The sequence below is a fragment of the Mucilaginibacter achroorhodeus genome, from assembly GCF_007846095.1.
In the GTDB taxonomy this organism is placed as follows: domain Bacteria; phylum Bacteroidota; class Bacteroidia; order Sphingobacteriales; family Sphingobacteriaceae; genus Mucilaginibacter; species Mucilaginibacter achroorhodeus.
This window is the reverse complement of record NZ_VOEI01000001.1, coordinates 329,937-351,725: the sequence shown is the minus strand read 5'-3', so window position 1 is coordinate 351,725 and position 21,789 is coordinate 329,937. Positions and strand designations below refer to the sequence as shown.

23 protein-coding genes are annotated in these 21,789 nt (G+C 42.4%); 12 read left to right on the top strand and 11 right to left on the bottom strand.

Annotated elements, in window-relative coordinates; genetic code table 11:
• Positions 1-4: 4 nt before the first annotated feature.
• The 7 genes from FPZ42_RS01655 to FPZ42_RS01625 all read right to left on the bottom strand — a co-directional run bounded on the left by FPZ42_RS01655 (position 5) and on the right by FPZ42_RS01625 (position 7,175).
• The gene (locus FPZ42_RS01655; RefSeq protein ID WP_146268761.1) at positions 5-874 is read right to left on the bottom strand and encodes a glycosyltransferase family 2 protein; all 870 of its coding nucleotides are present in this window, start codon (positions 872-874) and stop codon (positions 5-7) included.
• A 5-nt stretch (positions 875-879) separates the two neighbouring features.
• A complete protein-coding gene (locus FPZ42_RS01650) occupies positions 880-2,043 on the bottom strand; it encodes an XrtY-associated glycosyltransferase XYAG1 (RefSeq protein ID WP_391561000.1) in 1,164 nt (387 codons plus the stop codon).
• A 6-nt stretch (positions 2,044-2,049) separates the two neighbouring features.
• Complete coding sequence (locus FPZ42_RS01645) at positions 2,050-2,913, bottom strand: ABC transporter permease (RefSeq protein ID WP_146268759.1); 864 nt, start codon at positions 2,911-2,913, stop codon at positions 2,050-2,052.
• Positions 2,906-4,027 carry a glycosyltransferase family 4 protein gene (locus tag FPZ42_RS01640; RefSeq protein WP_146268758.1) on the bottom strand — a complete coding sequence of 374 codons (1,122 nt, stop codon included), beginning with the start codon at positions 4,025-4,027 and terminating at the stop codon, positions 2,906-2,908. Before FPZ42_RS01640 ends, FPZ42_RS01645 begins: the two co-directional genes overlap by 8 nt.
• Positions 4,020-5,792 (bottom strand): asparagine synthase (glutamine-hydrolyzing), encoded by a 1,773-nt coding sequence (gene asnB, locus FPZ42_RS01635; protein ID WP_146268757.1) that lies wholly within the window; start codon positions 5,790-5,792, stop codon positions 4,020-4,022. The genes FPZ42_RS01640 and asnB overlap by 8 nt, the downstream gene beginning before the upstream one ends.
• Positions 5,793-5,874: 82 nt before the next feature.
• Positions 5,875-6,390, bottom strand: a complete 516-nt coding sequence (locus FPZ42_RS01630; protein WP_146268756.1) for a UpxY family transcription antiterminator — start codon at positions 6,388-6,390, stop codon at positions 5,875-5,877.
• Entirely contained in the window at positions 6,390-7,175 is a 786-nt protein-coding gene (locus FPZ42_RS01625; protein ID WP_146268755.1) for a polysaccharide biosynthesis/export family protein, read from the bottom strand. Before FPZ42_RS01625 ends, FPZ42_RS01630 begins: the two co-directional genes overlap by 1 nt.
• 85 nt (positions 7,176-7,260) lie before the next feature.
• Between FPZ42_RS01625 and FPZ42_RS01620 the strand changes: the two genes are divergently transcribed.
• The 5 genes from FPZ42_RS01620 (at position 7,261) to FPZ42_RS01600 (ending at position 11,938) form a co-directional block, all read left to right on the top strand.
• The gene (locus FPZ42_RS01620; protein WP_146268754.1) at positions 7,261-8,007 is read left to right on the top strand and encodes a glycosyltransferase family 2 protein; all 747 of its coding nucleotides are present in this window, start codon (positions 7,261-7,263) and stop codon (positions 8,005-8,007) included.
• Between the two features lie 55 nt (positions 8,008-8,062).
• Positions 8,063-9,169 (top strand): MraY family glycosyltransferase, encoded by a 1,107-nt coding sequence (locus tag FPZ42_RS01615; protein ID WP_146268753.1) that lies wholly within the window; start codon positions 8,063-8,065, stop codon positions 9,167-9,169.
• Between the two features lie 52 nt (positions 9,170-9,221).
• Entirely contained in the window at positions 9,222-10,223 is a 1,002-nt protein-coding gene (gene gap, locus FPZ42_RS01610) for a type I glyceraldehyde-3-phosphate dehydrogenase (RefSeq protein WP_146268752.1), read from the top strand.
• Positions 10,216-10,650: a GNAT family N-acetyltransferase gene (locus tag FPZ42_RS01605; protein WP_146268751.1), complete on the top strand. Its 435-nt coding sequence runs from the start codon at positions 10,216-10,218 to the stop codon at positions 10,648-10,650. The genes gap and FPZ42_RS01605 overlap by 8 nt, the downstream gene beginning before the upstream one ends.
• Before the next feature lie 97 nt (positions 10,651-10,747).
• Positions 10,748-11,938: a phosphoglycerate kinase gene (locus tag FPZ42_RS01600; protein ID WP_146268750.1), complete on the top strand. Its 1,191-nt coding sequence runs from the start codon at positions 10,748-10,750 to the stop codon at positions 11,936-11,938.
• Positions 11,939-12,010: 72 nt separating this feature from the next.
• Here the strand turns inward: FPZ42_RS01600 and FPZ42_RS01595 are convergent, their stop codons facing one another.
• The gene (locus tag FPZ42_RS01595; RefSeq protein WP_146268749.1) at positions 12,011-12,967 is read right to left on the bottom strand and encodes an endo-beta-N-acetylglucosaminidase H; all 957 of its coding nucleotides are present in this window, start codon (positions 12,965-12,967) and stop codon (positions 12,011-12,013) included.
• A gap of 262 nt (positions 12,968-13,229) precedes the next feature.
• On the opposite strand from FPZ42_RS01595, the gene FPZ42_RS01590 reads away from it, so the two are divergent.
• The 7 genes from FPZ42_RS01590 to FPZ42_RS01560 all read left to right on the top strand — a co-directional run bounded on the left by FPZ42_RS01590 (position 13,230) and on the right by FPZ42_RS01560 (position 19,020).
• Entirely contained in the window at positions 13,230-15,086 is a 1,857-nt protein-coding gene (locus tag FPZ42_RS01590; RefSeq protein WP_146268748.1) for a CocE/NonD family hydrolase, read from the top strand.
• Between the two features lie 149 nt (positions 15,087-15,235).
• Positions 15,236-15,652 carry a VOC family protein gene (locus FPZ42_RS01585; RefSeq protein ID WP_146268747.1) on the top strand — a complete coding sequence of 139 codons (417 nt, stop codon included), beginning with the start codon at positions 15,236-15,238 and terminating at the stop codon, positions 15,650-15,652.
• A gap of 3 nt (positions 15,653-15,655) precedes the next feature.
• Positions 15,656-16,069: a hypothetical protein gene (locus tag FPZ42_RS01580; protein WP_146268746.1), complete on the top strand. Its 414-nt coding sequence runs from the start codon at positions 15,656-15,658 to the stop codon at positions 16,067-16,069.
• Between the two features lie 128 nt (positions 16,070-16,197).
• Positions 16,198-16,434, top strand: coding sequence for a hypothetical protein (locus FPZ42_RS01575; RefSeq protein WP_146268745.1), 237 nt, complete (start codon positions 16,198-16,200; stop codon positions 16,432-16,434).
• Positions 16,435-16,495: 61 nt separating this feature from the next.
• Positions 16,496-16,927, top strand: coding sequence for a tail fiber domain-containing protein (locus tag FPZ42_RS01570; RefSeq protein WP_146268744.1), 432 nt, complete (start codon positions 16,496-16,498; stop codon positions 16,925-16,927).
• Positions 16,928-17,010: 83 nt separating this feature from the next.
• Complete coding sequence (locus FPZ42_RS01565; RefSeq protein ID WP_146268743.1) at positions 17,011-17,427, top strand: hypothetical protein; 417 nt, start codon at positions 17,011-17,013, stop codon at positions 17,425-17,427.
• Between the two features lie 78 nt (positions 17,428-17,505).
• Complete coding sequence (locus FPZ42_RS01560) at positions 17,506-19,020, top strand: glycoside hydrolase family 32 protein (RefSeq protein WP_146268742.1); 1,515 nt, start codon at positions 17,506-17,508, stop codon at positions 19,018-19,020.
• A gap of 89 nt (positions 19,021-19,109) precedes the next feature.
• Here the strand turns inward: FPZ42_RS01560 and purU are convergent, their stop codons facing one another.
• From purU to FPZ42_RS01545, 3 genes are read right to left on the bottom strand one after another with little or no spacing between them, the layout of a single operon-like run.
• A complete protein-coding gene (gene purU, locus FPZ42_RS01555) occupies positions 19,110-19,934 on the bottom strand; it encodes a formyltetrahydrofolate deformylase (RefSeq protein WP_146268741.1) in 825 nt (274 codons plus the stop codon).
• A gap of 10 nt (positions 19,935-19,944) precedes the next feature.
• Positions 19,945-21,036 (bottom strand): acyltransferase family protein, encoded by a 1,092-nt coding sequence (locus FPZ42_RS01550; protein WP_146268740.1) that lies wholly within the window; start codon positions 21,034-21,036, stop codon positions 19,945-19,947.
• A gap of 31 nt (positions 21,037-21,067) precedes the next feature.
• Complete coding sequence (locus tag FPZ42_RS01545; protein ID WP_261382205.1) at positions 21,068-21,727, bottom strand: DUF1349 domain-containing protein; 660 nt, start codon at positions 21,725-21,727, stop codon at positions 21,068-21,070.
• Between the last annotated feature and the right edge of the window lie 62 nt (positions 21,728-21,789).

Genomic DNA, 21,789 nt, shown 5'->3' with positions numbered 1-21,789 from the left:
ATCGTCAAGCCTTTAATTCGTCAGGTTTGCTATCTGTTTTTTGTAACTCATACACCTTGATATCGATCATCATCCTGAACCAAAAACCTTGTAAAAAATGGAAAACAAAACCGGTTTTACCATCTAAGAACCCAAGCTTTATAAAATACCTGATCAAAAAATAAATTACCGGCCTAACAAATAAAGGAAAAGACTCGTACTTGTTTTTTAGATATCGCCTGCGTTGCATGGGATTACCCCAAAACTTTGGTTGTATCAGTTCAGTGCTATCCGGTTTATTTTTTTTGGCAAACTGATACTGTGCTTCGAGTGTGGCCCAATGGTTATGCCGTGTTACAAAAGTGTTTATAGAATCGGTAATAATGTCGATGATATCGCCCTTTAAGATCTTTGTTCTGCCATTTACGAGGAAATGCTGGTCGTAGAGTTTATCCTCGCAGCTCCCGTATCCACGCCTAAACATGTTTGCATGGTAGGTAGGGTAATGGCCGCCGTGCTTTATCCACTTATCCATAAAAATGGTGCGGCGGCTTATTAGAAAACCATTCAGATCGGCATCGGTTTGGGTAGATAAAATAGCATTTAGCTCGAGTGCAAGTTCCTCGCTTATGCGGTGGTCTGCATCAACATTAAATATCCAGGTGCCTTGCAAAGGCAGGTTAGCAAGCGCCCAGTTACGCTGTGCCGCATAGTTTTCAAACGGGTGATCAAAAATATTGCCTGTAAATTTCCTGCAAATCGCCAGCGTGTTATCTGTTGAGCCGGAGTCTACGATATAGATGTTGGAATTAAGAGGCAACGTGCTTTTAAGGCAAGCCTCAATGTTTTTTTCCTCGTTATAGGTTAGTATGATAATGTCTAAACTTTCAGCCAAAGTTATTATGCTATTTCTTGAATTACAGGTGCCGTTGCTATGTTATTGTACATACTTAGATATTCAGATACCAGCTTATCAATATTGAAATCATCTCTGATAATATCAGGAGCTTTGGAACTGATAACGTCAAACTTACTTTTATACAAAGCACATATATCGTTAAGCTTATCGCTTAAATTGTCGGTGTTAATCTTGAATATCCATCCCATATCCTTGTCTGCAACATAATCCGCTAAGCCAACCTTGTCGCTTATCAACACAGGTGTGCCAACGCTTAAACTTTCAATGACCACGTTACCAAAATTCTCGTCATACGAAGGGAGGATTAACAAATCATGATCATTTAACACATCAAACTTATCATCAGTAACAAAACCAAGCCAGCTTATTTGTTGGCCAATATTGTTGTCGGAAATAAGACTTTTAAGGGATTTGATGTACTCTGGATCGCCGGTGCCAGCGATGGTTAAACTAAATTGAAAATTTAGCTTGGGAAGTGCCTTTAGCAGTAGATCCAATCCTTTTTTTTCTTCGATACGAGAGAAAAACAGAAGTTTAATGGGCGATGCTTCATCGAAGGTTCGTTTAAAAGTCAGCTGACATGGCAGTTTCACAAAGTTAGGGATAACCGTACTGCTTAGCGGCTTTATGAGTTTGTTTACAGTAAAAGCTTCACTTTGAGCCGTGGCGTGAATGTGACAGTTGCGAAGCAACTTTTTGCCAAGGAGATGATGTATTAGCCTCTTTTTAAAGCTATTTCGATTTAAAAAACTATAATAGCTTAAAGTTCCTCGCGGTGATAATATAACCGGCATATTATTTCTTGTGGCTATAAGTGCTGCAAATACCGAGACCAGATTCCACCAGGCATGGATGTGGACTACATCATAATCTTTAACCTTTGCACGCAGGTTTTTTAAAAGAGAAGGTGAGAAGTGAGTATGATCTTTAGTGATGCGTTTGAAGTAAGTAACCCGCACGCCATTTACCATTTCGGGCGTCCCCGGTGTTACTGATAATTCCTGTCTACCATTTGCTGTTGTAGTAAAAACTTCAACGTCGATATCGTTTTCGACCAATGCCTCGCAAAGCGCACTTACCGACATGATAGGGCCGCCATAGATATACGCCGGTTTGTAAGATGCGGTTACGTGCAGTATTTTCAATGGTTTTTATATCGTATCAACAAAGTTTTTCTCAACCTTATTATAAATTATTACTCCTACTAATAATGTAATAACGGTGGCTATTGTACAATAGGCCAGCAGACCGATATCAAAACTGCCCTTCCCAAGTAAACCGTATCTGAAAGTTTCTATGATCGTTGTTATCGGGTTGTATTTAATTACCCAACTATAACGTGGAAATTTCGCCTCTGCTTCCGATAACGGGTAAATAACTGTAGTAGCGTACATTAACAATGGCACACCAAAGGTTACTACAAACGCAAGGTCTCGATATTTTGTGGTTACCGCTGAAATGATCATCCCTAACCCCAGCCCTTGTGCGGCAATTAATACCACCAGGAAAGGGAAAAGCAACGCGTAGATATTTACTTCGATATTTGCACCTTTTATAAAATAGAATACTGCGACGGCGATGAATAACACTAATTGCACTGCAAAACGTATCAGGTTTGATGCTACCACACTTAGTGGCATTATCAGACGCGGGAAATAAACTTTGCTCATCAAAGCAGAATTATCTTTGAATACGGTTGATGTTTTGGTGAGGCAATCTGCAAAGTAATTCCAAAGGATGGTACCAGCCAAGTAAAAAAGAGGTTTAGGAACACCATCTGTTGGTATGCCTGCAAGATTCCCGAAAACGAATGTGTAAAAAACAACTGTGATAACCGGCTGTATAAAAAACCAAATGGGGCCTAATATGGTCTGCTTATAGAATGCTACAAAGTCGCGGCGGACAAGCAGCACCAGCAGGTCTCGGTATTGCCAAACATCTTTGAGCTTAAGATCGAGAAGGCTGCCGCGAGGTTCAATTATGGTGTCCCAATGTTCGTTTTCAATATCAGTCATTGCTCAACATACTTTCAATTTTCTTACTGTAATTTCTTTCGTTAAAGTGTGTAAGACATTCTTGCTGCAGATCCCTTCGTTTAGCATTGGTAAGCGGTTTGTCCAGATAATCTGCTATAGCATGCTCCAGTTCTTTCTCATTGTCCGGGTCGATTGCAATGCCCAGTTCTCCGTCTCTTACAGCATCAACGCTTCCGTCTGCGTTGCCGCAAATAACCGGTAACCCGCACGCAAGTGCTTCAATAAACACGATCCCAAAACCTTCTTTTTTGCTTGGCAGTACAAACAGATCTGCAATTAAGAAATGATCAGATATTTCTTTGTCGTCAATAAAGCCTGTAAGTATTACCCGGTCCTGGATGTTATATTTTAAAGCAAGCTGTTTGATCCTTTCTTCTTCCAGTTCATCGTATCTGCCGGCTAATATGTATTTAAGATTTTGATATTTTTCTTTCAGCTTAGCAACGGCTTTAATTACCTTTTCATGCCCTTTGTATTGTTCAAATGACGAGAGGCGTGTAAGGCTTAACATAACCTGGTCGGTTTCTTTTATACCATAGCGATGCAACAAATAATCTGGTTTAACTAAATCTGCTGGCAGTTGCATAAAAGGATCAAGCACATTATTCAGTACTTCACATTTATCCGTTGTTAAATGGTGGCGGTTTGTTATTTGCGAAAGCGTGAATCTGCTCACGCACAATATCTTGTCACTTTTTTCTAATAATTTCCGCTTTAACGGAGATAAAGGGCACCATATTTCAATGCCATGTGCTACAAGCCAAATTTTTGTTTTAGGACTAAAAAACTTTATTAAAACGCCGACAGCAGCCAGATTTATATGGCTTAATATCACAACGTCAGGTTTTTCGGCGAATAACACGCCTTGAAGCATAAACCTGATCTTCTTTCGGGCAAAGCCCTTAAAACTGCCTGCGGGGATATACTGATCCATCAGATCAGCATCCTTATCGTACAACGACACGAATTTAAAATCCCAATGCTTCCGGCTGCAAATATTATGTAATGAATGCGATAGGGTGCGGGTCATTTTTTGAATACCGCCGGTATCGCTAAAAGTCTGTAAAGAAAAGAGAACTATCTTTTTAGACATGTTTTTGTGTGTGATATAAGGCGAAGGCTCTTGCCCAATGCAGCTTTCCCGCTTTAAAATCAGCGATTTTTTTATTGGCGAAGCTGCTATTATAATTATCAGCGTTGCAAATATCTTTATTTGCTGCCATCCATTTTTGTAAAGGGAAGGTAAAGCCCATTTTTGGCCTTTGCCAAACGGCAGCCGGTAACAGTTTATTAAAGCTATTTATCAGGAGCTGCTTATTACCATCTGCGAACCTAACATGCGGATCGATCGACTCTACGTAAGCAGCGAAATCCTCATCAAGGAACGGCACCCTAACCTCAAGGCCGTGTTGCATGCTCATCATATCCGTATCGCGCAGTAATTGATTTTGCATGTAAAGCCCTGTTTCCAGCTTGGCGGCTTTAAGTTTATCGTAAGGTAAATTTTCGCTATTTCCTTCACCGGCTAAAATGTCTTCAATTTCTTTTTGGTCCGCATTCAATAACCGGGATATCTCGTTCAGTGAGAATAGTCCCCTAAGCGCAAGATAATCAGCATTATCACCTTCGAGCGAAAGGTAAGATAGCCGCTTCAATCCCGGTGAACCGGCTAAATTGAATAATTGCATTATACCCGCAGGTATTTTTCTTAAATATGAGAGGTATTTGATCCTATCAAACGATGGATAACCGCCAAAAAGTTCATCGCCACCTATACCCGATAATACTGTTTTTAAACCTGCTTCCCTGGCGTACTTGCTAATGAACCAGCTATTAATGCCATCAGTGGTTGGCATATCCATAGCCTTTACGATCGGTGCAAAGTTTTGTTCAAACTCTTCTTGCTTTACCAGGTAGGTAAAGTTATCGCCTTTAGTTTTATCTAAAACTGCTTGTTGATAAGCGCGCTCATCATATTGCTTCTCGTTAAAAAAGATGGAGACTGTTTTAAGCTGTTCCACTTCCTTAGCGGCAAGTAAGGTAATAAGACTTGAATCTACCCCACCACTGAGGAATACGCCAATAGGCGCGTCAGCTATCAGTTGGCGCTTTATGGCACTTCTGAAAGTAGCATTGATACCATTTTTTGCTTCTTCTTTATCGTTCACCCGATTATAACTTTTATCGGTGGTATAACCTTTAATACTATAGGCTCCACTTTGCTGCCAATGCAGGTAATGTCCGTTAGGTAAGCTGTAAACGTTTTGTAAGGTTGTATACGGCTCCGGCAAATGCCCATAAGCCAACAGATATACCGGCCAGTTATGATTATTTGCATGAGCAATGTCGCCCGCTTTAAAAGCCTTCACTTCCGAAGCGAATGCCAATTGCTTATCTTCGATATGATAATACAAAGGTTTTATACCGGCTGTGTCTCTTACGAGATAAACATCACCGCTTATCACATCATGTAATGCAAAAGCGAACATTCCCCTTAATTTCCCAAAAGCCGAGGTGTTCCACTTAAGATAGGCCTGCAATATTACTTCGGTGTCACTGTTGGTTTTAAATGTTGCACCTGCAGTAAGCAACTCTTGTTTTAGATCGATGTAATTATAAATCTCTCCATTGAACGTGATAACTGCCCTGTCATGAGTATCACTCATAGGTTGATGACCGTTGGCGCTGAGGTCAATAATAGATAGCCTGCGATGGCCAAAGATGACACCGCCATCATTACTTGCATAGATACCCTCATCATCGGGGCCGCCATGCCGTAGAGCATCGCACATAGCTTTAACCTTGTATTTTTCGGTTCCGGTACTTAGGGGATTTACCAGCCCTGCTATCCTGCACATATCTTAGGGGTTGAACACAGCTTCGCTCCGTAAGTCACATTTTTGGCGAGACTTATCAATAACAAAGCTATCTATCAGGTTGTCAAAACCTGTTTATCAAAGCAGCGGGAGCATTTACCAAGATGGATTGTCCCATGCTTTCAAGTCGTACCAATAATTGCTTTTGCGAACGATGGGCAACAATTTCGCCCGTTATGCCTTTAAGCGGTCCGCCCTTAATGGTTATTTTTTCGCCCGGCTGCAGGTCTTCTTCAGTCACTTCCATTTCCAGCGAGCTTGCCATTAAAAGTTTAAGCTCTTCTATCTGATTATCTGGCATAGTAGCCACCTTACCGGAGAAGTACACAAAGCGGGCTATACCCTTGGTCATTAATACTTCTGCCTGGCTGTTTGCAGGTATACGTACAAAAAGGTAAGAGGTTATCAAAGGCTCTTCCACCCATTTTTTCCTGTCGCTCCATTGTTTTAGTTTACGCTGGAGGGGCAAATAAGCCTCGATCCCCTTGGCAATCAAGGCGGCGAATGCTTTTTTTTCGGCACGTGGGTTTGTGTAAACGGGATACCATTTCAGGCCGCCTTCACCCGCAGTATCTTTCATTATTGCCTTGATAGTGTAAATATGATCAATGCTGTATTAAGCAATAATAAAGCGGGTTGTGCCCATGTGTTAAAATTTTGCAGGTTTTCCGTACGTATAGCCCGTTTGTTTTGCGCTACGTAAATAATGTCGCCGTTTTGCATAACCGTGCGAGGGTCTGATATCGAGTTTAAATCGCTTAGGTCTATGAGGTGAACTTTTTGCCCTTTCCCTTTGCCACGTATGATCTTTACATCTTTTTCGCTTGCTGCTGGCGTTAATCCGCCTGCCTGGCCAATTATCTCAACCAGTGTTGTATTATCTTTTAGCAGCGGGATATTACCCGGTGATTTAACCTCGCCTAAAAGGGTAACCTTTAAATTTGTTACTTTAAGTTCAATAAGCGGGTCTTTTAGTAAATTTTTTCGGTACAGGTCTTCAATCATTTTGGCTGCCTGGGTACGTGTTAGGCCAGCCACCTGCACATGGCCTATAGCCGGTAATGTTATGGTTCCATCATCCTCAACCTGGTAGGTTTGCCCGCTGCCTGCAATGTTGCCACCAGCAGATGTTCCTCCATTTCCTGAAGACATAGGAACTTCATCAACAATATATTTCAAGTTTTGAAGGTTGCGTATCTGCAAGGCATCCTGCGGTTGTATGCGGTAAGGCGTAACCGGCGCTTGTTGTGCGGTATCAGTTAATGCCGAAACCCTGTTTTGAAATAAAAGCTGGTTTTGTTTGTAAGAGCAGGAAGTAGCAATAACAACAAATGCTACAATTAATAAGGGGTGTAAAAAACGCATATATATAACCGCTTAATGTTGTCAATTAAATTAGGCAGCGCTTTCAAAAATACATAATTTGCGCTTATTAAAGCGGCCCTTAAGCTTGGAATATCCTAAAATATCAATCATAACCGTTTGTTATAACGCTGTTAACACCATAGAGCGTTGCATAAGGTCTGTAATAAACCAAAATTATCCTAACGTTGAATATATAATTATCGATGGAGGCTCAACAGACGGTACCGTCGACATTATATCGAAGTTTTACGAGCACATTGCCATAAGTGTTTCAGAAAAAGACCAAGGAATATACGATGCTTTAAATAAAGGTTTAAAATTATCATCAGGAGAAATTGTAGGCGCGCTTAACGCTGATGATTTTCTTTCGAATGAAAATATTTTAACTGTTGTGTATGAAACCTTTTCTATCCACCACCCGTATATTGTGTACGGTGACCTTGATTACCTTGATGGCACCGGTAAAATAATCCGTAAGTGGCGCAGCGGCAAATACAAGAAAGGTTCATTCAATTTCGGTTGGATGCCTCCGCACCCTACATTTTACTGTAAAAGGGAGTTATTTGAAAATCTGGGTAATTATAGTTTAGCATATGGATCTGCAGCAGATTATGAACTGATGACAAGATTTATACATAAACATAAACTTGCTGTTCACTACATACCGGTTGTTATGGTTAAAATGATGACTGGGGGTGTAAGTAACAGCAGTATGGGCAACCGATTAAAGGCTCTGGCCTATGATTTTAAAGCTATGTATAAAAACAGGATTATTTTTCCACCTATGGCGTTGTTGCTCAAACCTTTAAGAAAAATAAAACAATTTTTTTAATCCGAATACAATAAAGTAGATTTGCGAGAAGATAATACCCCTAATAATTTATCTAATGCAAGAGTATCTAGGTACTTACTACTTTGTTTACTACTTATTTATTGCTACGTTTTCTGTCCTGATAACGTTATTGGCAATCCCGTCAATTTTACACGTTGCCCGTACTCGCCATTTATACGACGATGTTGGCCACTTTCGTAAACAGCATGACCATGGCATCCCACGCTTAGGAGGCGTGGCTATCTTTGTAAGTTTTACTATTACGCTGCTATTATTCAGCATAGTTGATAAAAGTATACCTGTAAGCTACATACTGGCGGCCAGTATCGTGCTTTTTATTATGGGTATCAAGGACGATCTTTCGGGCGTTAATCCCAGTACTAAGTTTTTGATACAGTTGGTTGTGGCAATATTGCTGGTTACCGTTGGTAAAATAAGGTTTACAAGCATGTATGGTGTATTTGGCTATCATGAAATACCCTATCTGGTAAGTGCTGTGCTGTCATCACTATTCATTATCCTTATTATCAATGCCTTTAACCTAATAGATGGTATAGACGGCCTTGCCGGTACAACCTGTATCATCGTTAACGGAACCTTTGCTGCACTATTTATTTACATGGGGCATTATGAGCTTGCAACGGTTGCACTGGCCATTGTTGGTGCTGTGTTAGGATTTTTGCGCTACAATTTAACACCTGCTAAAATTTTTATGGGAGATGCCGGTTCGTTGCTCATCGGGTTGATATCTGCCATACTTGCGGTAAAGCTGGTGGAGCTTAACAGGTTCACTGCAACAGGCGCAGCGCCAGCTATCATTTCGGCACCGGCGTTAACCTTTGCTATTTTAATAGGGCCAATCTTTGATACTTTGAGGGTGTTTGTACTCCGGGTTTTTACAGGCAAATCTCCGTTCCTGGCAGACCGTAATCATATCCATCACCGCATACTGGGGTTAGGTTTTACCCACCTGCAAACCGTGTTATTATTAGCCATAGTTAACATTGGGCTGATATTTATTGCCTACTTCTTTTCCTATCTGGGCAATTTTACGTTGATGATGATCATTGTAGCACTATCTATGTTTTGTAATTGGATGGTAACCTTTGCTTTGCGTAACCGCCAGCGCGAAAAGTTATCGCTGCGTAACTTGTTCATATAACCCGGCGGGGCTTTTTTTATTTAAGTAAATTTGCATCCTAATTTGTTACTGAATGAGGATCGCGATAAATGGATTTGGCCGCATAGGCCGAATTTTTCTCAGAACTATATTGAATAAGCAAGGTGTTGAGGTTGTTGCCATCAATGATCTTACAGACACTGCTACCCTTGCTCACCTATTTAAATACGACTCTGTCCACCGAGGCTTTAAGGGTACGGTCAGCGTAAGCGGTGATGCCATAATTGTTAACGGGCAAAGCATTAAAGTACTGCGCCAGGCCGATCCCTCATTATTGCCCTGGGCCGATATGGGCATAGACCTGGTTATCGAATCAACCGGAAAATATACTTCTCTTGATGGTGCCCAAAAACATCTTGCAGCCGGTGCCAGGCAGGTTATTATTTCTGCTCCGTCGGCAGATAAAGCCATACCTACGGTTGTATTAGGTGTAAATGATGATACGGTTAATATTCATGCACCTATATTGTCTAACGCATCATGCACTACCAACAACGTAGCAGCCATGGTGAAAATATTGGATGATAACTGGCACATAAAGGATGGTTATATCACAACGGTACACTCCATGACAGGCGACCAAAACCTGCACGATGCTCCGCATAAAGATCTCCGCAGGGCTCGTGCCGCATCATCATCTATCATCCCAACAACAACCGGGGCGGCTAAGGCCATCACTAACATATTCCCGCATCTTGAGGGTAAACTGGGAGGGGCGGGTATTAGGGTTCCGGTTTTAAATGGCTCACTTACCGATTTTACCTGTAGCCTGGCTCATTTGCCAACCGTTGAAGAGATCAATAATGCCTTTAAAGCTGCTGCTGATGGCCCGATGAAAAATGTTTTAGAATATACAGAAGACCCAATTGTGTCTGTTGATATTTTAGATAACCCGCACAGCTGCATTTTTGATGCTCAGCTTACCTCTATTGTAGGCGGTTTGGTTAAAGTAGTGGGCTGGTATGATAACGAGATGGGTTACTCCAGCCGCCTGGCAGACCTGGTTGAAAAAATAAGCCTGAGCAAGCATGATTAAGTTTATTACAGCCGAAGAGGTACTGCCCATCCGCAACGAAGTTTTAAGAGAAGGTAAGTTAACCCTTGATGAATGCCGGTTTGTGAATGATGAAATGGAGAGTAGCTTTCATCTTGGTTATTTTGTAGGGGAAGAGATGGCATGTATTGCATCCTTTCATGAGCAGGGCTATAAAGATTTCCAGGGCAGCGCTTATCAGTTAAGAGGCATGGCCACGCTTGAAAAATACAGGGGGCAGGGTTACGGCGCCATGCTGATTAATTTTGCTATCACTTATCTGCGCGGCCGGCAGGTTAACTACATGTGGTGCAATGCGCGTAAAAGGGCAGTGCCATTTTATCTAAGCGTAGGATTCGAGATCGTTTCGCCTGAATTTGACATACCGGGCATCGGTCTGCACCATGTGATGTATGTTAAGATAAGGTGAAATTTTGATAAAATACAAACACCTTTTTTACTTTGGCGTTGCTCATTAGAATAAATTTCGGCATTTTGCGCCGTTATATCAATTATATATTATTTAAATGAAGACAATTGATCAGATAAGTTTCAATGGTAAACGTGCCCTCATTCGTGTGGACTTTAACGTTCCGTTGGATGAGAATTATAACATCACCGACGATAACCGCATGACAGCGGCCCTGCCTACCATCAAAAAAATTCTTAAGGATGGTGGTGCAGTTATCCTGATGTCGCACCTGGGCAGACCAAAAGATGGCCCGACCGAAAAATATAGCTTAAAGCACGTGGTTCCGCACCTGTCTGATCTGCTTGGTCAGCAAGTAGAATTTGCCAATGATTGCATAGGCGAGGAAGCTGTACAAAAATCAAAAGAGATTGAAAAAGGCGAAGTTTTATTATTAGAAAACCTTCGTTTTTACAAAGAAGAAGAAAAAGGCGATGTAGCTTTTGCAGAAAAGTTATCTAAGCTTGGCGATATCTACGTTAACGATGCATTTGGTACAGCGCACCGTGCACATGCTTCAACTGCAGTTATAGCGCAATTTTTCCCGGATGCAAAGGTATTCGGTTACCTGATGGCGGCTGAACTGAATAATGCTGAAAAGATCTTGAACGGTGCTGCAAAGCCTTTCACTGCCATTATGGGCGGATCAAAGGTTTCTGATAAGATCCAATTGATCGAACGTTTGCTTGATAAGGTTGATAACCTGATCATTGGTGGTGGTATGGCTTATACCTTTGCCAAAGCAGATGGCGGTAACATTGGCACATCGTTGTTAGAGGCCGATAAGCTTGAGCTTGCCCTTAGCCTTAAGCAAAAAGCAAAGGAAAAAGGCGTTAACCTGCTGTTACCGGTTGATACCGTTATTGCCGATAAATTTGCCAACGATGCTAACCGCGATGTTGCTAAAACCGGCGAGATACCTGACAACTGGATGGGTCTGGATATTGGCCCTGAAACCATTAAATTGTTCAGCAAAACTGTTGAAGAATCAAAAACTATCCTTTGGAACGGCCCTATGGGTGTTTTTGAGATGGATAACTTTATGGCAGGTACCAAAGCAATTGCTGATGCAGTGGCCAAAGCAACCGATAACGGTGCTTTCTCTCTGATAGGTGGCGGCGACTCAGCTGCTGCTGTCGCTAAGTTTGATATGATAGGTGATGTTAGCTACGTATCAACAGGCGGTGGTGCATTGTTAGAGTACATGGAGGGTAAAGAACTTCCGGGTGTTAAAGCAATTAACGAATAAGAACGAATTTGTTTATATAAAGAAAGGCAACCAATTTGGTTGCCTTTCTGCTTTTATTATCTCTCCGTTTTATTACGGATTATAAGTAGTTGATTTGCCGTAAAGCGCATTTGATATACTGCTTAAATATGTATGCACATCCGTATTAGGCAGGTTGTAATACAAATAAATACCATAGGCATTACTAACCGTGCGGGTAGCCAAAGATGCAGCAGTAGATGAACTCGTCGATTGTATGTCGATAGCTGCCGGGCCGAGGTTACTTTTGGCAAGGCCGGGCACATTTGGTACCGAATAGGTGCCGTAAACTGCATTCCAGCTGTAATTTACCTTTGAACCTACGGTAACGCCGTTGTAGCTTAACCGTGATGCAGCAGGACCGTAAAAGTAGAAAGAGATGATCTTGTTAGGCATTAACTGGCGCAATGCACTTACCAGGTAAACAAACGAACTTGAGTTTGGCTGGCCTGTTCCGTTTGTGCCGTAATCAGCGTATTCATCGTCAAAATCAATACCGTCAAGTCCGTAAGTATTAACGGCATCGCTCAATTGCTGTGCAAATGCCTGCGCAGCAGCCTGGTTAGGAAAATTAGAGATACCGGCACCCTGGTGGTTGCCGAGGATAGATAACAGCACTTTGATACCCTTAGCCTGCAGCGTTTGTATATAAGTTGCCTTGTTGTTTAAAACATTGCTCACTTGCGGGTTAAAGTAAAGCACGGCTTTTTGGGTGCTTGTATCGTAATTGATGTTAGCTGCAAATATGATGGCAATATCAAACAATTGCTGGCCGGTAGATAATTTGTAACTGCCTACATTGCGAATGTCGTTATTGTTCACCTCAACATAACAAACTCCTTTTGGCCCCGTAACGCCAATGGCATCAGTACTTAACCGGCTGCTGCTTTTCGGTGTTTCAGCAGGTGTTGGTTGTGTAGTAACGTCTTTTCGGCAAGCCGTAAAAATCAGCGGCAGACTGAGGAGTGTAACAAGAGTTTTGCTTAACTGTGATTTAAAAACTGTTCTCATAACTATTACTATTGGTTTATAAAATGGCAAATGCAGAACAGGTCATCCTTCAATAAAAATAAATGAATAGCAAAAGCATTCGGCTTTAATTGCCGTTTAGAAAAGCAGAAAAGGAGAACCTGATTAAATGGTTTGTTTGGTTTATAATTACTCTAACGTATTTAACCACGGCGGGGTTTCGTTAACCTTAGAGAAAATTGGAGTGCGAGCGATAAAGTTGATTGTTGTTGTGTTAAGATGGAAATTTGCTGATATTCACCGTATGAAAAGATCCCTCGTTATCGCTTTAAGCTTTGTGCTTTTGGCGTTCAACAGCTTTGCGCAAAATGATGCTGCTTACATCAAAGACAACTACACCAAGTACGAGTACCAGATACCGATGCGAGATGGCAAAAAGTTGTTCACCTCGGTTTATGTGCCTAAAGATCAGGCTAAAAAATATCCTGTTATGATGGATAGAACGCCCTATAGTGTTGGCCCTTACGGGGCCGATAAATACAAGGGCAGTTTAGGCCCATCATCGCTTTTTGTGCATGACGGTTACATTTTTGTTTACCAGGATGTACGCGGCCGCTGGATGAGCGAGGGTATTTACGAGGAAATGACCCCTGAACTGGAACAGCACAAAACCAACAAAGATGTTGATGAGGGTACCGATACCTATGATACCATTGACTGGCTTATCAAAAACTTGCCGAATAACAATGGCAAAGTAGGGGTATGGGGCATATCCTATCCGGGCTTTTACAGCACAACCGCTTTGTTAAGCCGTCACCCGGCTTTGGCTGCTGTATCGCCTCAGGCACCAATTGCCGACTTGTATCGCGATGATGCTTTCCATAACGGAGCTTTTATGCTGGTGGCAAACTTTGGCTTTTATCCGGGTTTTACCAATCGACAGGATGACAAACCTACCCAACGCAGGGCAAAGGGCTTTGATCCGGGCACTAACGATGGTTACAAGTTCTTTATGGATATGGGCAGCATGCGCAACTCTAACGTAAAGTATTATAAAGATACTATCCGCTTGTGGAACGAGATGATGGACCATCCTAACTACGACCAGCATTGGAAAGACCGCAACGTTTTGCTGCACCTGCATGATATCAAAACGCCTACCCTGGTAACCGGTGGTTGGTACGATGCCGAAGACCTATACGGAGCGATCAATACCTATAAAGTTTTAGTAAAAAATAACCCTGCAACACCGGTTTACTTTGCCATGGGGCCGTGGGTGCATGGCGGTTGGGCACGCGGTAACGGTGATCATCTGGGCGATGTAAGCTTCGGCGGACCCACCGGGCCAATGTACCGCGAAAAAATTGAGTTTGCGTTCTTTAGTCATTATCTGAAAGGTACACCTATGGATGTTGCTAAGGTTAATACATTTGAAACCGGCGTAAACCAATGGAAAAGTTACAAGCAATGGCCACCTGTGGAAGCGCAGGAAAAGAACCTATACCTTTTACCGGGCGGTAAACTTTCCTTTACCGCGCCAACAACCACCAGGAACGATTATAAAGAGTTTGTTTCAGACCCGATGAACCCGGTGCCTTTTATCGATGGGATAGATTTTGACATGACCCGCGAGTATATGACCGCCGACCAGCGCTTTGCGGAAAAACGACCGGATGTGTTAACCTACCAAACCGATGTATTGGATAAGGATATCACTTTAGCAGGTAACATTTGGGCAAACCTAAAGGTGAGCACCACAGGGACTGATGCCGATTGGATAGTGAAGGTACTGGACGTTTACCCAGATACTGCATCAGCTAATAAGTTCACCAAAAAAGGCGTTAACATGGCCGGCTACGAGCAAATGGTACGCAGCGAGGCTATGCGTGGCAAATTCCGCAACAGCTTTAGCAAGCCAGAGGCATTTGTGCCTGGCAAGATAACACCTGTAAACTTTGAACTGCAGGATGTGCTGCATACCTTTAAAAAAGGGCACCGCATTATGGTGCAGATCCAAAGCACATGGTTCCCGCTTATTGACAGAAATACGCAGCAGTTTCAGGATATAATGAAAGCCAAGGACACTGACTTTAAGAAAGCAACACACCGCGTTTATAGTTCAAAGACAGCCCCAAGCTATTTAAAGGTGAGGGTGTTGTAAGTAATAACCGGAGATTTTGCGTTAGTTACAGATTATATCTGTTGAATAGCTTGCAAAGCATTAACGGATAGGATAATACCAACAACCTGTAAGAATAGGTTGAACTGATGATAATCAAACAAATAAACACCTTTTTCATTTAAAGGATTATGATAAATATTGTTAACATAACAGCCATACAGCACATTGGCATACCGGTTACCAATATCGGAGACTCACAAACGTTTTATGAACGGTTGGGTTTTAAACGCGCAATGCTGGCGGGTTTTATGCACAAAGGGCATCCGGGCTCTTGTGTAATGATGAAGCGCGGAGATATGCTGATAGAGCTTTATCAATTACCCGAGCCTGATCTTAATGAGATACGTGGCCGGGGCAATGGCCATATCGACCATGTGGCATTCAACGTGCCTGATATTGACGTAGCCTTTAAGGAGATCAAAGAATCTGGTTTTACCATTATAGAGCCTGAGCCCGTTTTTTTGCAGTTCTGGAAAAATGGCTGTAAATTCTTTAACATCACCGGCCCTGATGGCGAGCGGCTGGAGTTTAACCAGATACTATAAGCTATGAAAAAGCTTTGCTTATTTGTATTACCCATACTACTCTTTGCTACATCATGTAGTAAAAGCGTTAACAGCGGATGTCCCACAAACCAGATCTGTACAGAAATATTTGCTTCCGTAGGTACCCAGTTTGTTGATGCAAATGGAAAATCTATTAGCGTAACCGATCTTAAAGTGTATAATCTCCGCACAAAAAAATATATAGAGCCTAAGGGTATCATTGATCCGGGTTTCTCACCTATGCATTATACCATTGTTACCGACTCTAACCGCAAGGAATTATCCTCCGAAGGGGACGACATCAGAGTGACAGCCATGTACGGCACCAAGCGTGTAGAAAGCATCTTCAAAATCTCCGGCGGTTGTAATTGCCACGTAGAAAAATTATCAGGCCCGGATAAAATAGTAATAAAGTAAACCTTAAGGTTGTGAAATTTGTTATGTTTGCATAGTATTTCGCTATGCGTTTAAATCAATTTAAATATCTGGTTGTTTTTATCTGCCTTTTCTCTTTGTTAGAGAGCACTGGCATCTCTATGATCAGGATGATCGTAAAAGCTAGCATAACGCATGTCCAAAAAAGCGCACTGGCTGATGATGACGCGACCGAGCGCAGCGATCGTGAAGTGAACTTGAAGGAGATACTGGCTGTGGAGGCTTTTTGTACTTTGCCGTCTGTTGCTTTACATGTACAAACTTATAATTATTCCACAGAAGCTTTTGTGCCCCATTTGGGTTGGATATCTCCCGTTCCAACACCGCCGCCCGATTTCGTGATATAATACTATCTGTCTTTTTAAGCCGCTTTGCGGCACAATCATTTATTTACTTAAAATTTATATCATGAAAATTCGTGTTCAATTCATATTATCATTTATGTTGATTTTAGTTGGTTTTGGTATCAAAGCATCAGCACAAACCATCAGCGATAAAGAAATTAAAACCAGCACCATGCCTTTAACCAATTCGCTTAATTATATAGCGCAGCTAAAGCCTATCAGTTACAGTTATGACCAGCAGCAGTTTAAGCAGTTACATTTGCCTGGTGGTACGCAATACGGATTCATAGCTGCAGATGTTAAGCAGGTGCTTCCATCAGTAGTAGGTGCTAAAAACAGCTGGTACCCGGCAGGTAAAGGAAACCAGCGCGCGGTAACCACCCCTGAGGTTGATCTGCAAAAACTTGTACCGCTTTTAGTAAGCGCCATACAAGAACAGCAAGCCCAGATAGAACAACTAAAGCAGGAAGTGCAGCAACTAAAAAGTACTAAATAATTTATAAAAGCGGCGAGAGCCGCTTTTTTTGTAGCGTTAACCCATCAACGTGCGTAATGATATAAACCAAAACCAAAATGATTATGAAAAGATTATGTACGCTATTACTTGTACTCGTTTGTGGATTAAGCGCATGTAAGAAGAATAAAGGAGGTTGCGCCGCCCAGGTTTGCACGGATGAATTTGCTTCTGTAGGCATCGTGTTTACCAATAGTGACGGATCTGCGGTCGCTGTATCAGATATCGAGGTCATAAATCTGCGTACCAATAAGCCTGTGCAGCGCCCTCCAATGCCACCTAATGTTGATTATGTAGCAGGCTTTGTACTCTTGGCAAATGATAATACCAAGGCAGAGTTCTCTTCTGCCGGAGATGATGTCAGGGTAAGTGTTAAAAGCAATAAAACCGGTCAGGTTAAATCGGCAACGTTAAAAATAGCAGGCGGCTGCAACTGCCATGTCAGTAAAGTATCAGGGCCGGATAATGTAGCCTTTGATTAACTTTTTATACAATTCTTGTTATTCAGGGTTTATTGGTAACTTGATAAACCCTTATTTAATAACCTGAATTGTATAAATATGAGCTTAAAGCGCTTACTCATCGGCAGTTTGTTTATAGCTGCCGCAACAATTTCACAAGCACAAAAGACTACGGCTTATCATGAGCCATACCGCCCGCAGGCGCATTTTTCCCCTAAAAAATGGTGGATGAATGACCCTAACGGCATGGTGTACTATAAAGGTACATATCACCTGTTTTTTCAACATTATCCTAAGGCTACAATCTGGGGGCCAATGCATTGGGGCCACGCCACCAGTACCGATCTGGTGCACTGGACGGAACAACCTATCGCACTTTACCCCGACAAATTGGGCTACATTTTCTCCGGTAGTGCAGTGGTTGATAAAGATAATACATCGGGTTTGGGTGCAAACGGCAAAGCGCCTATGGTGGCCATATTCACCAGCCACGATCCGAAGGGAGAAAAGGCCGGAAGTTCCAAGTTTCAAAACCAGAGCATAGCCTACAGTTTGGACGAAGGCCGCACCTGGACGAAGTATAAAGGCAACCCTGTTATTAAAAATCCGGGTATTAAAGATTTTCGAGATCCCAAGGTTTTTTGGTACGACGAAGGTAAAAAATGGGTAATGAGCCTGGCTACTAAAAACCGAATCACATTTTATTCGTCAGCCAACTTAAAGGACTGGACAAAGCAAAGTGAGTTTGGCCAAACCTTGGGTGCACACGGCGGCGTTTGGGAATGCCCTGATCTGTTTCCGCTTAAATTGAATGGTAAAGAGTACTGGGTTTTGCTGGTTAGTATCAATCCGGGAGGGCCAAATCAGGGATCGGCTACACAATATTTTGTGGGCCATTTTGATGGTAAAACCTTCACACCTGTAAGTACTAATACCAAGTGGATAGACTTCGGTCCAGATGATTACGCAGGAGTTACCTGGGGAAATACAGGTAAGCGAAAAATATTTTTGGGCTGGATGAGCAACTGGCGCTACGCTAACCAAACACCCACCAAAGTTTGGCGAAATGCCATGACCATCCCGCGCGAGCTATCACTGCAGCTTACGGCCGGCGATATTTATCTGAGATCAGAACCTGTTGAAGAGGTAGAAAAAATAGTTTCAAAAACTATCAAAGTTGATCCTGAATTGTTAGCCAAGAACAACAACATCTTTTCAGTAATAAAACAAACGCCCACACAATACGTGTTGAAATTTGATACCAAAGCTGCAAACAATTTTTCTGTAGTATTATCAAACGCAGGCGGCGAGCAGCTGATCGTTGGTTATGATGCCAAAAGCATGCGTTATTATATAGACCGAACCAAAGCCGGGCAAACCAAATTCGATAAAGGCTTTGCACAGATCGCATACGCGCCACGCCTAACAACAACTTTAGAAACTGATATGCAACTGGTGGTTGATGCATCGTCTGTAGAAGTATTTGCTGATAAAGGCCATAGCGTTTTAACGTCGCAATTTTTCCCTAAAAAGCCTTATACAAAATTAAGTATCGTTAACCATGGTTTAGAGATAGAGCATTTGGAAATACAGCCGTTGAAAAGTATTTGGTAGGTCACTGGTCTAAGTTTAGCGTAGCCTAACTTAGACCTTTAAAATGCGTTAAGCTTTCAGCTTAACAAACAAGGAGATTCCTTGCTTTATCACTCCAGCACCACCGTCTTGTTTTTATACACAAACACACGATCGTCAAAAACCAGTTTAAGGGCTTTTGCTAAAACAGCGGTTTCAATTTCTTTGCCCGCCTTTACCATATCCTGCACGGTGTGGCTGTGGTTAGCAGGGATAATTTGCTGGGCAATGATAGGGCCTTCGTCCAGCTCGTTGGTGACATAATGAGCCGTTGCGCCAATGAGCTTAACACCACGCTCGTGCGCCTGGCGGTATGGACTTGCACCAGCAAAGGCCGGTAAAAATGAATGGTGGATGTTGATGATGCGCATCGGGAAGCGCAATACAAAATCGGGGGAGAGAATACGCATAAACTTTGCCAGCACCAGGTAATCAAATTCGTATTGATTGACGGTTCCTACAAGCTTTTCTTCAAAGGCTTCCTTATCGGCACCGGCCTGCACTTGGTAAAAAGGAACATCAAAACGGCTGCAGATATCCTGCAGGGTAGTATGATTGCCTATAACGCACTGCACGGTTGCACCAAGAGTTTTAAAGTAGTTGCGCACCAATATATCGGCCAGACAGTGGTACTCTTTTGTAACCAGCACCACAATCTTTTTCTCTGGTACTGGATTTACTTTAACAATGGCACCCTCAGGTAATATTTGTCGCAGGTCCTTTTCAATTTCCGCCGCACCATCGGTTTGGTCAACATCCAGGCGCATAAAGAACAGGTCTTCGTCGTTGTCTACAAACTCCTGCATGCCATTTATGTTAAGGCCTTTGTCGGCCATAAGGCGGGAGATAGCAGCTACAAGACCGATCCGGTCGGCGCATTGGATAACAATGATCATGGTTGGGGTATTACTTATTCTCTTTAACTAAAGCTATTTTCAGTTTCTGCCTGATGGGTATATCAAGCAATCTCATCACAAGGTAAGCAAAGCCAATTAATAATACGGTGCCCACGGCTGTAACAATGGTCATCTCACCCATGGTTGGCTTTTTTGCCTCCACCCAGCTCATAAACCACCAAATAAAAGGGTAGTGCACCATATATAGCGGATAAGAAATTTCCCCTAAAAAGTCTGAGATCTTTTTTGATGTGCCTTCTTGTTGAATACCTGCACCAAGCGCCAATATAAAGGGGAAATAAAAAACAACGCTTATGGGCTCAAACCATTTGTTAAAGCCGTCCCTGTACGGAACAATGAATATTACAAATAGCATCACGCTGATCACTGCAAAGTTGATCTTGGATCTGATGATCCACTGCGCACGGTAAACCAGCATTCCGGCTAAAAAGGAAAAACTCATCCGTGCAAGCCCGCCGCGCATAGTGTCGCCGCTCCATCCCAGGCTTAGGTTGCCTGATACCTGCGCCTCCCAAAACAGTGCAATTGCAGCAATGATGGTAAGCACCCAAAGCAACGGTTTCTTTATCCTGACCAGCACCAGCGCGTAAATAATATTAGCGATGTACTCAAAAAAAAGCGACCACGTAGGCGGGTTAAGGTGGAACAGGTTAAAATAACGTTCTCGAACAAGCGGATACGGGATCATTACGCATGATGCCACAAACATCAGCAGCAAATTGCCGGCATATTTCTGGTAAAGGTCACTCCACGGGTCAAATACAAAGCAAACCAATCCCAATACCGACCCAATGATAACCAGCGGGTGCAAGCGTATCAAACGCAGCTTTAAAAAATTACCAATGCCCAATTTTACCAACCGTTGATCGTAAGCATAGGCGATCACAAATCCCGAAAGGCAAAAAAAGAAATCGACAGCCAGGTAAGCATGGGCTATAAAGCTTTTGGTATAATCTGGTTGTACCAATTCCATAAAGTGGAACACCACAACAGATATGGCGGCAACGCCCCTTAACCCGTCCAAAACGGCAAAGTGCGGTTTAGTGGCGGTGATGCTCGCGGCAGCGGTTTGGTCACTCATAATAATTGGATTGGTAGATAATGGTTTACGATCAATTGGCATTTTTCTTAAGCCATTCTAAACGGCGCTGATCCGGCAGATGTTTAACCTTAAAGTTTTCAAATTTTGCTTCAAAGCCTTGCCCGTCCGGCGATGCTGCCATAAGCCCAACCATTACGGGTTTGTTATCCTGGATGGGTGCATTACGAGTCATGATATAGGTGACATCATCTAAAGAGTAAAACACTTCAACCGCATCCAGTCGCCGCACTATCTTTATCCAAATAAAAGGAGGTACTTTATTTAAGGTAGTAACCGCCCAATCGCTGGTGTGGTGGGTAACCACGCTGCTTACATTAAACTTGCTGTCAACAAATTCAACGCCTGCCTTAATATAATTTTCGTGATCGGTACGTACCATTAAACCCATTTGATCAAACCGTGCTTTGTATGCACCGGTAAGTTTCACCTTGGCTTCAAACTCGCCGCCGTAGGTAGTGTAATAAAAGGGTGCATCATCAACCGTGAAGCCATAATGCGAAATGCGCCAGTAATCACTTTGAGGTGTTACTGCCATAATTAAGGCGTTATTCTTTATTTCCCACTTTTCGGGTTCATTGAACCATTGCATTTTTTCGAGGCTTTGAGCCATGTTCTTCTCGGTAGCGCATAACGCCATAATAGACAGCAGGAGTCCTTTAAATTTAGTCATGAAGGTTGGAAATTGTAGTGCTTGTTGTTTGTAATGGCAAGTATAATAATTACCACCGGCGA